Origin of the sequence: Paenibacillus senegalimassiliensis, assembly GCF_001486585.1 — a bacterium.
Lineage (GTDB): Bacteria > Bacillota > Bacilli > Paenibacillales > Paenibacillaceae > Fontibacillus > Fontibacillus senegalimassiliensis.
In genome coordinates this window covers 697,981-710,685 of the sequence record NZ_LN909046.1, presented here as the reverse complement: position 1 = coordinate 710,685, position 12,705 = coordinate 697,981, and the positions used below count along the sequence as shown (strand labels likewise).

Sequence of the window (12,705 nt, the reverse complement as noted above, 5' to 3'; positions counted from 1 at the left end):
AAATCACTCCTTATATAGTATTTCCGCTTATTACTTTACAATTTAATTATCCCTTGTGGGAGAAAAACCATCCACCTCTCCAGGTCCTTCGGATAAATCTGCTTCCGGCTCGCGCCGCCTTGCCCTGGGATGGAAGTTGTCATACACTGATTTCAAATTAGGTTTGGTACGGTTGAGATACATCTGAATGGTTGCAGCATCGGTATGCCCGAGCAGCTCTTGTACTGATTTGACGTCCGCCCCACCCTCCAGCAGATGAACGGCAAAGGAATGGCGCAAAGTATGCGGCGTAATGTCCGCCATAATCCCTGTTTCCTGCCCATACTTCTTAATTACCTTCCAGAAGCCTTGGCGACTAATTCGTTCACCACGGCGATTTGGGAACAAAGCCTGATTGTTCTCGGACAGCTTGAAATGAGGGCGTCCCTCCTCTATATAACGGGCCAGCCACTCGGCTGTCACCGGGCCAAACGGGATAATTCGTTCCTTGCCACGTTCGCCGGAACAGCGCAGAAATTGAAGCACCAGGTCCACATCGCTAGCCTGAAGCTTGACCAATTCGGAGACGCGAATTCCCGTAGCATATAGCAACTCCAACATCGCCTTGTCCCTGAGGCCCAGTGGAGTTTCGGCATCGGGCGCGTCCAGTAAGCGCTCTGTGTCCTCCACGGTCAAAATGGGCGGTAGCTTCTTCTCAGGCTTGGGCAGCTCCAACATCACCAGCGGGTCCTGTTCAATCAACCTCTTCCGCAGCAAATATTGAAAAAAAGCGCGAAGCGTGACGGACACCCGCAGGATGGTCGCCGGAGCTTTGCCCTGCTCCTTCAGAGATGCGAAATAGAGCATAACCCCCGCTCGGGTCACCTCATTATAATGCTCGATACCCCGTTCCCGTAAATACCGAAGATATTGCTTAAGATCACGGGCATAGGATTGCTGCGTGGCTTGGCTTAGCCCCCGCTGCTCAGTGAGAAACGAAATAAAAGAGGCGGCATCCCCTTCCATGTGCTGCGCCCCCCTTCTAAATTGTCGCAAGCCCTACTTGCGTTCATCTCAAACTATTGAATTCCACGTCAAGGTTCAATTTCCCTGCTGCATAAGATGGATTACTCACTCTCCGTACCAAAAAAACAGCAGCAACCGATCTGTGAGCGTCTCCATCCGACTACTGCCGGAGGTTCCTTCATGGAATACCTTAACCGCCGCGCCTTCCGGCACCCGGTATTTATCTGCGCGGAATACGTACTCGTCCAGTAGTCCCAGCCCTTTATACAGACTATATGCGAGCGCAATGAACAGAAGCAAATATTTAGCGCTCCGCAGCCACTTACGAAGTGAAATGACCATCTGGCTTCACCCTCTCCTTCAATATGGGGCCCGGCCAATATGGCTTGGACACCTCCATACCTCAAGTATATAAATAGAGGGCAATGAGTATGCCGGCTAGTACATTTCTTCGCCAGTAGAACGTAAAAAGCTCCTTACGGCATGAGGCCGTATGGAGCTCTGCTTCCATCATTTATTTCTTATTTCCAGGTCCCGACGAATCATTGTTCTTGTCCTTACAGCGGTAACAAATCCCCTGAAAGTCCAGTCGGTGATCCAGCACCGTAAAGTTGAATTCTTTCTCCAGACGTTCCTCCAGTGGACCCAGCCAATCCTCGCGAATCTCATCCATCGCCCCACACTGCACACAGATCAAGTGGTGATGATGGTGCTTGGCTGTATCCGTACGCAAGTCGTAACGAGCAACCCCGTCGCCGAAATTAATCTTCTCCACCACATGGAGTTCGCTAAGCAATTCCAACGTCCGATAAACGGTGGCCAGCCCGATCTCAGGAGCCTTGTCTTTAACGAGCATGAAAACATCTTCCGCACTGAGATGATCGTCTTCATTTTCAAGCAATACGCGTACCGTAGCTTCCCGCTGGGGCGTCAATTTGTAACCGTGGGATTGTAATTGTTGTTTGATTTTATCGATCTTAGCTTCCATGTTCTCCCTCCCCCAGCCATGCCGCACATCCAAAAAAAGTTCTACGACCACTTCCTTCATTATAGGGGGAGTTAATCAACAAAGTCAAACATTTTACTACAGCCGCACCGGGTCCACCCTGCTGCCTCAGAGCATGGGGGCTACCCAGCCCATCAGCACAGGCGTCACCCAGGTTTCGAAGGAGGATATACCAAGCAGTACCGCCGCCATCACCAGGGTAAGCCCCGTATAAGATAAGAAGGGCCTGGCTGCCTGACCCTTGCGATTCATCAAGACGCGAGAACGAATGATGCCCAGGGAGAAGCCAATCGCAGCCACACTGGCAATCAGCAGGGCCGGGATAACAACCAGATTGTGCGGGGCAACCGATACGAGTGCGAACAGAAGTCCCTTCCATGTATACTGCCCCACCAGACAACCAACGGTGAAGCCGATCAATACCCCTTTCAGAAAATCCAGCAGCAGAATGCCGGGCAATCCAATCACCGATAAACCAAGCAGCCAGATTAAACCCAGCCATTTTAAGTGCAAGGCGGCCACACTCCAAAATGTCATCGGCTGAAAATCTACGCCTTCTTCATGTATGGAGAGAAAAAAATCGCCGAGATAACGAGATATATCCTGCTGTTGCTCCAAGGTCAAAGCATTTACCATCAATGCGCCAAAAACGACGCCCATGAGAAACAGGACGGAAACGAACACGTATAACGGGGTTTGATCCTTAAGCGTATGGCGAATCGGTTGCAGCATAATGGGCCTCCTTGCTTGTTCGTTTTGGTTCCTACCTTAAAACTATGAACAAGCCTGGCTCCCTATGCGCATTTCGCCCGCTATCTTAAGATTTCACGACTTTGCCGTATACACCGCCGCCTCCTGAGGCCAGCTCAAGCCGGCCGCTGCGTGCAGCAGCAATCTGCCCCGCCAGGATCGGGCCAACCTGATCTGTAAGGCTCTCTTCCGGTACCCGGTGCAGGATATTCATCTCCGTGCCGAAGGCTCGCAGCAATAATTCAAGCTTGGCCGGACCCAGGCCGGGAATGAATTCAAGCGGCACCTGATAATGATACGGTGGACGATGGCTTGGCACATTTGGTTCCTGTCGATCCGCGATCGAGCGGATACGATCCAGCACACCACGCACTAACTTGGGGCTGCCGCAGTAAGGACAACGTTCGACCGTTGTCTCGGCTTCGTCAATGATATAGCTGCATCCGCTGCAATAGGTCCGGTGGTATTTTCCGAGTCTTGGATTCAGACCATAGTTACCAGCCACATGCCGACCATCCTCGCGCCGTAGCGCTTTGACAAACTCCTTGAAGCTTGCCTCCTTGAGCCGAAGCTCATTGTACTCCCGCCCGATTTTCCCCAGGGAGTGGGCGTCCGAATTTGTCAGGAGGGTATGCGGGTCAAGCTCGCTCAGCAATCCGGCCATCTCGGTATCCGCGCTAAGCCCCAATTCTACGCCCTCAATAAGCGCTGGGTCCAGCACGTCCGCCATCCGCGGCGCACAGCTTCCGTAGATGCTGCGGTGTGGAGTGAAGATATGAGCAGGTATCATCATCCCGCCGCGGGCGATAACCTCCTCCTGCAACAGCTTGGCAGGAGCATACACACGCTGCGAGCTCAGGTTAACATTCTTCATCCTGCTACTCAGCCACTCGGTGAAGCCACGAATGGTCTCCAGATGCGGGAAGAAAGCCAGCACATGTGCCGGGCCCATGCCAGGCTCACGAATCTCCAGCTCACTGCCGAGCAGTAGCGTGGTCCCCTGAAAGGTGATTCCACCATCAGTGAGCTCCTGCATCTCTCCGTGACGAAGAGCTTCTTCAATGTCCTCCTGTACCCCTGGAGATTGGCAATCGATGATGCCGACCAGCCCGATTCCTTTACGTTCGGCTGCCTCTCTAGCTATACCGGCAAACGTAAGGTCCTTGCTGCCGCTAATCTTGACAGGTGCTCCCCCTCCGGTCCGCCCAATATGAATGTGCAAATCAGCAAATATGGTATCTAAGTGAGCACTCATTTGACCGATTCCGCTGCCTTCTGCGCCAATCGCGCTTGCCAAATATATACCGCCAGAATGGTCTTGGCATCAGCGATGCGCCCTTCTGTGATATAGGCAAGGGCTTGCTCGGGCGTCGCCTCATACAATTCGATAAATTCATCCTCATCCAGAGACATTTCCCCGGCTATCAAATCTTCGGCCAAATATAAATGAATGATCTCATCCGCAAAACCGGGAGAGGTGTAGAAGGAATGCAAATGGGTAAGCTTGCTGCTGTGAAACCCAGTCTCCTCCTGAAGCTCACGTGCCGCCGCTTCCTGAGGGTCTTCTCCTTTCTCCAGCTTGCCAGCCGGAATCTCTAATTCACAACGCCCCATAGCCTGACGGTACTGATCGACCAGCAGGAGCCGCCCTTCATGTATTGCCAGTACGGCCACAGCCCCTGGATGCTTAACAACCTCCCGCGTAGCTGTCGTTCCGTCTGGCAGCGTTACGGTATCAATCTGCAAGGAAATGATTTTACCGCTAAATACCGGTTGTGTAGACACCGTTGTTTCTGTTAATTGATCCTTGTCTGTCATGGTATGATTCCTCCCTATTGTACAAAGCGCTTAAAGCGTTCAAATATGGCTCATAACTTGTCCGGCTCGGACATATGTTGTTATTATATCAAACCCGTCCGAGAAAGGAGCCCAGGAGCGCATGAAAAGTTATATCGCTCAAGACCGCGTTCACGCCCAAGGAAAAGCTTGGCAAATTCGCATTCTCTTATCCCAATGGATGAAGGAGGCTGGAGGCGCCGTTCCTCTATCTGAGTTCATTCGTACGCGGCAAGCTGCATCTTGTAGCCGCTCCCAAGCGGGGCGTTAATATGCAAGGCCCTTCGGAACCAAAACCACCTCCAAGCCTAAGTCGTCTACATGAACTGATCACCGAGGCTATCGTCGCAGGCCAACCAGAATTGGCTGGACAGTTCATTCATGACAGCGATCCTTATGAATTCAGCCTGTTCGTACAAGCCTTATACCAGTCAGGCTATACCTTGCTTGCCAAGGAAAAGCTGCTAAAGCTCACACCCTCCCTACTACGGGAACCTCATCCTCCCTATCTGGAGCTGGCCTTCATCTGGGCAGACATCTGTTATGAGGAAAAGCGATTTAGCGAAGCTGCGCCCATCCTTGAAGCCATTGCTGAGCAAAATCCTGACTTCGCTGCGGCCAGATTCGGGACTGCCGCCTGTCATTTAAGGCAAGCCATCACCCATCTCGAGCGACGAGTGGAGCTCTATCATCCCTCACAGGCAGAAGAAGAGAAAATCGCCAAATATATTGAGGACTGCCATCATATGCTGGAACTCGTCCAGGAATCAGGCTGGCGAACACGCTGCTCTGGCGCGAGAACGCAGACGAATCGTTCGTCAGCATGAGATTGCTCCGGACTTGCTGGCATTAGAAGCAGCCGCCTCTTAACAAAAGCCCGGCGCAAGAGAATGCACCGGGCTTTAGGCAAAGCATTAATATTTAACGTTTAGGCCGTTACGGATTGACGAACGATTTCCAAGGCAAATTCCGCCGTCTTCACGATATCATCCTGTTTAATTTTTTCCTTAGTCGTATGAATATCCTCGTAGCCAATCGCCAGGTTGACGGTGGGAATGCCCAAGCCATTGAATACATTGGCATCGCTACCTCCACCGGTCGTGAAGGTCGTCCCTGACAAGCCTAGAGCCGATGCCGCCTTTTGGGCAATCTTCAACACAGCATCTTCCTCAGAGACACGGAAAGCGCGATATAATACATCACTCTGGAATTCGCCCTTGGCTCCGTAATCACGGCAGACCGCCTCCACCGTTTCCTTCATTTCGCCAAGTTGTTTCTCTACCTTTTCCGGGGACATGCTGCGAGCTTCACCGTACAAAATGACATGATCCGGTACAATATTAGTGGCTCCCCCACCTTCAAATCTGCCGATATTGGCCGTGGTTTCATGATCAATACGGCCCAGGTTCATCCGTGCCAGCACCTTGCCCGCCACCTGAATTGCACTGATTCCATCTTCAGGATTAACACCGGCATGTGCCGCTTTTCCAAAAATTTCGATTTTTACGCTGGCTTGGGTAGGTGCTCCAACGCAGATCGTTCCTACTTCACCACCCGTATCGATGGCAAAACCAAATTTGGCGTTGATATACTTGGTCTCCAGAGCTCGCGCCCCGCGCAAGCTGGACTCTTCACCAACGGAGATGACGAACTGGATAGGACCATGGGGGATTTGCTGCTCCTGAATTGTTTCAATTAACTCCAACAATACCGCAACCCCTGCTTTGTCATCGGCACCAAGTACGGTCGTCCCGTCACTGCGTATCCAGCCGTCCTCGCCGACGATGGGCTTCACGCCTTTGCCCGGCGTTACCGTATCCATATGGCACGAGAACAGGAATGGATCAGCAGATACTCCCTCGCTCGCCTTAAGAGTAGCGATAAGGTTGCCGGCACCGTGTCCGGTTTCTGCCTGAGAGTTATCTTCGACCACCTCAAGTCCCAGTGCGGTAAATTTATGAGTTAGCACGTCAGCGATTTGCCGCTCATGCTTGGTTTCACTATCGATTTGCACCAGCTCCAGAAATTGCTGAATTACTCGGTTTGGATTGATCATTGGACTTTCCTCACTTTCTTCTATACGATATGATAATAAGGACAACATCTAACGTGAATATAAAGGAGTACCGTTATGCGTAAAAAATGGATGAGACTTGTTGTATATCTGATGCTGTTCGCCATGGTGGCTTCTACACTGCTTGCGTTCCTGGAGCCCCTGTTCATGCGATAAGGCCGCTAAGCCGCGGCTCCATCATCTTACTCATTGCCTGCGGCTTTGAAGGCCCCGTCAAGCTTGAATAACTCATTAAAATAAGGCACAATTTCCCGCGCCACCTGTCTCACACTAAACGTCTGACCGGTAACGTCCTCCAGCGACGTCACCCCATATTCCTGAATGCCGCAAGGCACAATCCCCCGAAATCCCGCATCCTGAATACCAGACTTCACGTTAAAAGCAAACCCATGGCTTGTAATGAACCCTCTACTACGACGGCATTTATTAAATTTCACGCCAATGGCACATATCTTGACATCTCCCACCCAAACACCGGTATATTCCGGTTTTCGCGATCCTTCAATTCCAAAGGAGTGCAAATAATTAATAATGACCTGCTCCAATTGACGCAGGTAGCCGTGCAAATCCAGGCCTTGCCCTGCATCCAGCTTCAACAGAGGATAACCGACTAACTGACCAGGTCCGTGGTATGTAATATCCCCGCCGCGATCGATTTCAAACACAGCAATGCCCTGCGCCTGAAGTTGCTCGGGACTAAGCAGTAAATGCTCAGGGTGACGCTGGGAGCCGATCGTATAGGTCGGTGGATGCTGAAGCAGCAGCAGGTGCTCCTGCTGCTGTCCTTCATCGATTTGTTTGACAAGTCGTTTTTGTAATTCCCAAGCTTCCCCGTACTCCATCGTCGGATAATAGCAGATTTTCAAGCCGTTATCGCTCATTGCGCTTCGCCTCTTTATAGGAATCTAGGCAGTGGGCTCTCGCCCCTGCCATGCCAAAGTTAATAGACCTGGGTATCGAGTGAATAGCTTTCCATGTTTTCCTTAACTCGCTGCATGAAGCGTCCACAAATGACTCCGTCCAAAATCCGATGATCCAGTGAGAGGCAGAGATTAGCCATAGAACGAACGGCAATCATGTCGTTAATAACTACTGGCCGTTTCACAATGGATTCGAAGGTCAATATGGCCGCTTGCGGATAATTGATAATTGGCTGTGTCAGAATGGAACCGAAGGAACCTGTGTTGTTCACTGTGAATGTCCCGCCCTGCATATCATCCAGCTTCAGCTTGCCCGCACGGACTTTGCTCGCCAGCTCCTCAATCTCCCGGGCGAGTCCGGCAATGTTCTTCTGGTCGGCCTTCTTAATCACCGGAGTCAGCACAGAGTCCTCCGTCCCCACTGCAAGTGAGATATTAATATCACGCTTGACGATAATTTTGTCTACCGCCCAAACGGAATTCATAATCGGATAATCCTTGATCGCACCGACGACCGCTTTCAGCAGAAAGGCGAGATAAGTCAGGTTCACGCCTTCTTTTTGCTTAAATTCCTGCTTAATCTTATTGCGCAGTTGAACCAGATTGGTCACGTCCACCTCAATCATCATCCAACCATGCGGAATTTCGGAGACACTTTGACGCATCCGTGTAGCAATCGTGTTGCGAATAGGGGTTACATCTATAAAATACTCGGATCGGTCCCCATGCTCAACCTCAATCGTAGGAATCGATGGACTTTCTGTCAAATGCAGACCGGAGTTACGGACCGGTTCGGATGAGGCTGCCGATACGGCTGCCATAGGTACGACATTCGGTTGTACAGGTGCAGGCGCTGATGTAGAAGCTACCGCCACAGTTCCTGTGCTGGCCGGACCTCCCTGCTCTATAAACGCCAGTACATCCTTCCGAGTCACCCGTCCTCCCAGTCCGGTACCGGCAATCTGCCGAAGATCCAGCCCATGCTGGGCCGCCAACGTTTGAACTGCTGGAGAATACCGGCTACGCTGCGCGCCTTCCGGCTCCATTACTGGTGCCACCGGAGACTGCGTTGTGCTGCTGACGGACGCCGTAGCTTCCGTGCTGGATTCACCAGCGGCTGACGATACTGAAGACGTTTCAATACGGCAGATAATCGCACCTACCTGAACTTCTTCGCCTTCCTTGGCCAACAGTTCGCCCATCACTCCATCCAGCGTTGAAGGAATTTCGGCATTCACTTTATCGGTAATGACTTCGCAGATTGGCTCATATTGCTCCACCGGATCGCCCGGTTGTTTTAACCATTTCCCAATGGTAGCCGACACGAGTGATTCAGCAAGTTGCGGCATAACAACATCGGTTAACGTTTTATTGGATGGCATATTATGGCTCACTCCCTAATTAATAAAGCGCCAATTGAAGCATGGCTTCCTTGACCTTGTCTTTGCTAAGCATAAAGAATTTTTCCATCGGCGGGCTGATCGGCATCGCCGGTACATCAGGACCACATAGACGCTGAATTGGCGCATCCAGTTCAAACAAGCATTCCTCGGAGACAATCGCCGACACTTCGGCACCAATGCCCCCGGTCTTGTTATCCTCATGGATAATAAGCACCTTCCCTGTCTTACGAGCCGCTTCCACAATAGCTTCGCGGTCTAATGGCTGCAAGGTACGCAGGTCAAGAATATGCGCGCTTACGCCGTGTTCTGACGCCAGTTCCTCAGCGGCTTGCATGGCAAAATGCAAAGGCAAGCTGTAACTGATTACCGTAATGTCAGAGCCTTCGCGGAGCACCTTTGCTTTCCCAATAGGTACCACATAATCGTCGTCTGGAACATCCTCTTTGATCAGCTTGTAGCATTTCTTGTTCTCGAAAAAGAGTACGGGATCGGGATCTCGAATTGCCGCTTTCAGCAAGCCCTTGGCATCATAAGCCGAATAGGGAGCCACAATCTTTAGCCCCGGTGTTCCGAAGAAGATGGACTCCGGACATTGTGAATGATACAGTCCGCCAAATATCCCGCCACCAATCGGAGCACGAACTACGACCGGGCATTGCCAATCATTATTGGAGCGATAGCGAATTTTGGCTGCTTCACTAATAATTTGGTTCGTGGCAGGCAGCATGAAGTCCGAATACTGCATCTCGGCAATCGGCTTCAGTCCATACATTGCGGCGCCGATGGCTACTCCGGCAATGGCTGATTCGGCCAAAGGCGTATCGATGACTCGCGCTTCTCCGAATTGCTCCTGCAGGCCCTTCGTCGTTGTAAATACGCCACCCTTGAGCCCGACATCTTCACCTAATACAAACACATTTTCGTCCCGCTCCATCTCTTCCTTCATGGCCAGGCGAATAGCGTCGATATATTCCATAACCGGCATGATTATTGCCCCTCCCCTTCGCTGGCATACACATGCAACAACGTATCTTCCGGCTTAGGGAACGGCGCATTGTCAGCCGCTTCCACCGCTTCTTTCAACTGCTGGTTGATCTCCTTGAACAAGGCTTCATTCTGCTCTTCACTCCACAAGCCGGCTTCCACTAGATAAGCCTTCAGCTTAGGAATGCCGTCCTTCTTCCAGTTCTCGTCAACCTCATCCTTGGTCCGATAAGCCAGATCGTTGTCCGATGTGGAGTGTGGCGACAAACGGTACATCATCGCTTCAACCAAGGTTGGCCCTTCTCCACGTACAGCCCGCTCCCGCGCTTCCTTCACTACCCGGTAGACTTCAAGAGCATCATTGCCGTCCACGCGAATGCCAGGGAAGCCATAACCTTGGGCACGGTCACAGACACGCCCCCCTAACTGCTTCTTCACGGGTACAGAGATGGCATACTGGTTATTTTCACACATGAAGATCACCGGCAACTTTTGCACCCCGGCAAAATTAAGTCCTTCGTGGAAATCCCCTTGGTTGCTGGAACCTTCACCAAAGGTAACGAACGAGACGATATCCTGCTGCTTCATCTTGGCGGCAAGTGCGATTCCGACCGCATGGGGAACCTGCGTTGTCACCGGACTTGAGCCCGTCACGATCCGCAGGCGTTTGCTTCCGAAATGCCCCGGCATTTGACGGCCACCGCTATTAGGATCATCCGCCTTGGCAAAGGCCGATAGCATTAACTCCGTGAGCGACATCCCCGCAGCCAGGACAAAGCCGTAATCGCGATAATACGGCAGGAAATAATCTCGCTCTCTATCCAGAGCAAAGGCTGCTGCCACCTGTGCCGTCTCCTGACCGATGCCGGAGACGTGGAAGTTGATCTTTCCCGCTCGCTGCAAGAGCATATTGCGCTCATCAAATTTGCGCGCAATCACCATATATTTGTACATCTCAACCACTTCAGCATTCGATAAACCGAGTTGCTCGTGCTTTGATTTTGTTTGAATTGAACTTTTCGCATTCATGGGAGTTACCTCCTTTAATTGAGTGTTTCTCACCTAATCTTAAAACCAGGTACTAAGACTTGGAATAAGTTTATTATAACCGCTTTTGTGCGAAAAGGAAAACGTTAACTCCAGAATTAAGTATTTAAAGACCGCCCGTCTACAGCCAAAGCCGCCTCACCGATAATTTCCGCCAAGGTCGGATGGGCAAATATCGCTTGTCCCATCTCCCAAGGTGTGGCATCGAGAAGCTGCGCCAACGCAGCCTGACCGATTAATTCCGTAGCATGGGGACCGATAATTTGCACCCCTAGAATATCGTTAGTGTGAGCATCGGCTACCATCTTGACGAAGCCGTCCGTTTCCCCATGAACCAATGCCTTGCCAATCGCGGAGAACGGAACTTTGCCGATGTTGACCTCAAGTCCCTTGGCCTCTGCTTCCTTGGCTGTGATGCCCACTGAAGCTACCTCAGGTCGTGTATATACACAACGTGGGACCTGACTCTCCTGATAAGCATAAGACGTCTCCCCGGCCAAATGATTCACTGCCGTCAACCCTTCATGACTGGCCGCATGGGCAAGCTGCAACCCGCCGATACAATCACCAATGGCATAAATATGCGGTTCAGTTGTCTGCATATGCTCATTTACCCGTATGAAACCACGCTCTAACCCTACATCCGTATTCTCCAGACCAATGTTCTCTACGTTGGCCTGACGCCCTACGGAGACTAACAGCTTGTCACCGGATAGCTCCATTCTTTCTTCCCCCTGGCGGGCAAAAATATGCACCCGCTCTTCCTTGACCTCATACGTCTCAGGCTCTACTGACACACCGGTTAGCACCTTAACGCCCCGACGCTGTAACTGCTTCTGCAATTCACGCGCCACGTCCTTGTCCTCCGCCGGAAGAAGTTGATCCGCTGCCTCTACCAGCGTCACCTCCACACCGAAATCACTCAGCAGTGAAGCCCATTCCACACCGATGACCCCGCCCCCAATAATCAGGATGGAGCCGGGCAACTCCTCCAGTTGCAGAGCTTCATCACTGCTGAGAACATGGATACCATCTGGCGTTAAGCCGGGCAATGTGCGTGGTCTTGATCCAGTCGCAATGATCAGATTCGTCGGGACAATGGTTTCCATTTCGCCATCGGCCAATTCAACAGCTACCGCACCACTCTTGGGAGAGAAGATAGACGGACCAATCACTCGTCCCTTGCCTTCGATAATACGAATCTGATGCTTACGCATCAAATATTGTACCCCTTTATGAAGTTGATCCACGATCCCTTGCTTCCGCTGCTGAACCTTCGGGAATACCAAAGTCACTTCACCCGCTTCAATACCAAAGCTAACGCTATCCTTCATTTGGGCATACAATTCGGCGCTCCGCAGTAGAGCCTTGCTGGGAATGCAACCCCGGTGCAGACAGGTACCTCCCAGCTTGTCCTGCTCAATGATAACGACTTCTTTCCCCAACTGCGCAGCACGAATCGCTGCTATGTATCCTCCGGTGCCTCCGCCTAATACTGCTACATCACATGTAATTGTCATTTACCCATCTCCACCCATCTATCAATATGCTAAATCATAATCATTCATTTATAAGTTCTTGCTAGGAAGTACATTCTTATTTTACCTTGTTTCTCTATGATTACAAAAGCCCAACCAGCCATGGACATTCCTGGGTGAAATAGGTATGATATTTCTAGCC

At 51.3% G+C, this 12,705-nt stretch carries 15 protein-coding genes; 3 read left to right on the top strand and 12 right to left on the bottom strand.

Going from position 1 to position 12,705, the window contains the following annotated elements; all coding sequences use genetic code 11:
* Window positions 1–42 precede the first annotated feature (42 nt).
* The 6 genes from xerD to BN3279_RS17260 all read right to left on the bottom strand — a co-directional run bounded on the left by xerD (window position 43) and on the right by BN3279_RS17260 (window position 4,579).
* Complete coding sequence (gene xerD / locus BN3279_RS17285; RefSeq protein WP_059052404.1) at window positions 43–1,005, bottom strand: site-specific tyrosine recombinase XerD; 963 nt, start codon at window positions 1,003–1,005, stop codon at window positions 43–45.
* Between the two features lie 105 nt (window positions 1,006–1,110).
* Entirely contained in the window at window positions 1,111–1,347 is a 237-nt protein-coding gene (locus BN3279_RS17280) for a DUF4227 family protein (protein ID WP_059052401.1), read from the bottom strand.
* A gap of 172 nt (window positions 1,348–1,519) precedes the next feature.
* Window positions 1,520–1,993, bottom strand: coding sequence for a ferric iron uptake transcriptional regulator (gene fur / locus BN3279_RS17275; RefSeq protein ID WP_059052399.1), 474 nt, complete (start codon window positions 1,991–1,993; stop codon window positions 1,520–1,522).
* A gap of 126 nt (window positions 1,994–2,119) precedes the next feature.
* A complete protein-coding gene (gene spoIIM, locus BN3279_RS17270; protein WP_059052397.1) occupies window positions 2,120–2,743 on the bottom strand; it encodes a stage II sporulation protein M in 624 nt (207 codons plus the stop codon).
* 85 nt (window positions 2,744–2,828) lie between these two features.
* On the bottom strand, window positions 2,829–4,016 hold the full coding sequence (locus tag BN3279_RS17265; RefSeq protein ID WP_059052395.1) for an endonuclease Q family protein: 1,188 nt from the start codon (window positions 4,014–4,016) through the stop codon (window positions 2,829–2,831).
* Window positions 4,013–4,579 carry an NUDIX domain-containing protein gene (locus tag BN3279_RS17260; RefSeq protein WP_059052394.1) on the bottom strand — a complete coding sequence of 189 codons (567 nt, stop codon included), beginning with the start codon at window positions 4,577–4,579 and terminating at the stop codon, window positions 4,013–4,015. The genes BN3279_RS17265 and BN3279_RS17260 overlap by 4 nt, the downstream gene beginning before the upstream one ends.
* 121 nt (window positions 4,580–4,700) lie before the next feature.
* Here BN3279_RS17260 and BN3279_RS23490 point away from each other — a divergent pair, with 121 nt between their 5' ends.
* A complete protein-coding gene (locus BN3279_RS23490) occupies window positions 4,701–4,868 on the top strand; it encodes a Z-ring formation inhibitor MciZ (RefSeq protein WP_082673113.1) in 168 nt (55 codons plus the stop codon).
* A gap of 1 nt (window position 4,869) precedes the next feature.
* Window positions 4,870–5,424, top strand: coding sequence for a tetratricopeptide repeat protein (locus tag BN3279_RS17255; RefSeq protein WP_059052392.1), 555 nt, complete (start codon window positions 4,870–4,872; stop codon window positions 5,422–5,424).
* Between the two features lie 101 nt (window positions 5,425–5,525).
* On the opposite strand, the gene BN3279_RS17250 is transcribed toward BN3279_RS17255, so the two are convergent.
* Window positions 5,526–6,653 carry a M20/M25/M40 family metallo-hydrolase gene (locus BN3279_RS17250; protein ID WP_059052391.1) on the bottom strand — a complete coding sequence of 376 codons (1,128 nt, stop codon included), beginning with the start codon at window positions 6,651–6,653 and terminating at the stop codon, window positions 5,526–5,528.
* Window positions 6,654–6,728: 75 nt separating this feature from the next.
* On the opposite strand from BN3279_RS17250, the gene prli42 reads away from it, so the two are divergent.
* Window positions 6,729–6,827 carry a stressosome-associated protein Prli42 gene (prli42, locus tag BN3279_RS23595; RefSeq protein ID WP_089153486.1) on the top strand — a complete coding sequence of 33 codons (99 nt, stop codon included), beginning with the start codon at window positions 6,729–6,731 and terminating at the stop codon, window positions 6,825–6,827.
* Between the two features lie 26 nt (window positions 6,828–6,853).
* Here the strand turns inward: prli42 and lipB are convergent, their stop codons facing one another.
* From lipB to lpdA, 5 genes are all read right to left on the bottom strand, one after another.
* Window positions 6,854–7,552, bottom strand: a complete 699-nt coding sequence (gene lipB, locus BN3279_RS17245) for a lipoyl(octanoyl) transferase LipB (protein ID WP_059052390.1) — start codon at window positions 7,550–7,552, stop codon at window positions 6,854–6,856.
* Window positions 7,553–7,611: 59 nt separating this feature from the next.
* On the bottom strand, window positions 7,612–8,973 hold the full coding sequence (locus tag BN3279_RS17240; protein ID WP_059052389.1) for a dihydrolipoamide acetyltransferase family protein: 1,362 nt from the start codon (window positions 8,971–8,973) through the stop codon (window positions 7,612–7,614).
* Between the two features lie 19 nt (window positions 8,974–8,992).
* Entirely contained in the window at window positions 8,993–9,979 is a 987-nt protein-coding gene (locus BN3279_RS17235; protein WP_059052388.1) for an alpha-ketoacid dehydrogenase subunit beta, read from the bottom strand.
* A gap of 2 nt (window positions 9,980–9,981) precedes the next feature.
* Window positions 9,982–11,007 carry a thiamine pyrophosphate-dependent dehydrogenase E1 component subunit alpha gene (locus BN3279_RS17230; protein ID WP_059052387.1) on the bottom strand — a complete coding sequence of 342 codons (1,026 nt, stop codon included), beginning with the start codon at window positions 11,005–11,007 and terminating at the stop codon, window positions 9,982–9,984.
* Between the two features lie 116 nt (window positions 11,008–11,123).
* Window positions 11,124–12,545 carry a dihydrolipoyl dehydrogenase gene (gene lpdA / locus BN3279_RS17225; RefSeq protein ID WP_059052386.1) on the bottom strand — a complete coding sequence of 474 codons (1,422 nt, stop codon included), beginning with the start codon at window positions 12,543–12,545 and terminating at the stop codon, window positions 11,124–11,126.
* Window positions 12,546–12,705: the final 160 nt, after the last annotated feature.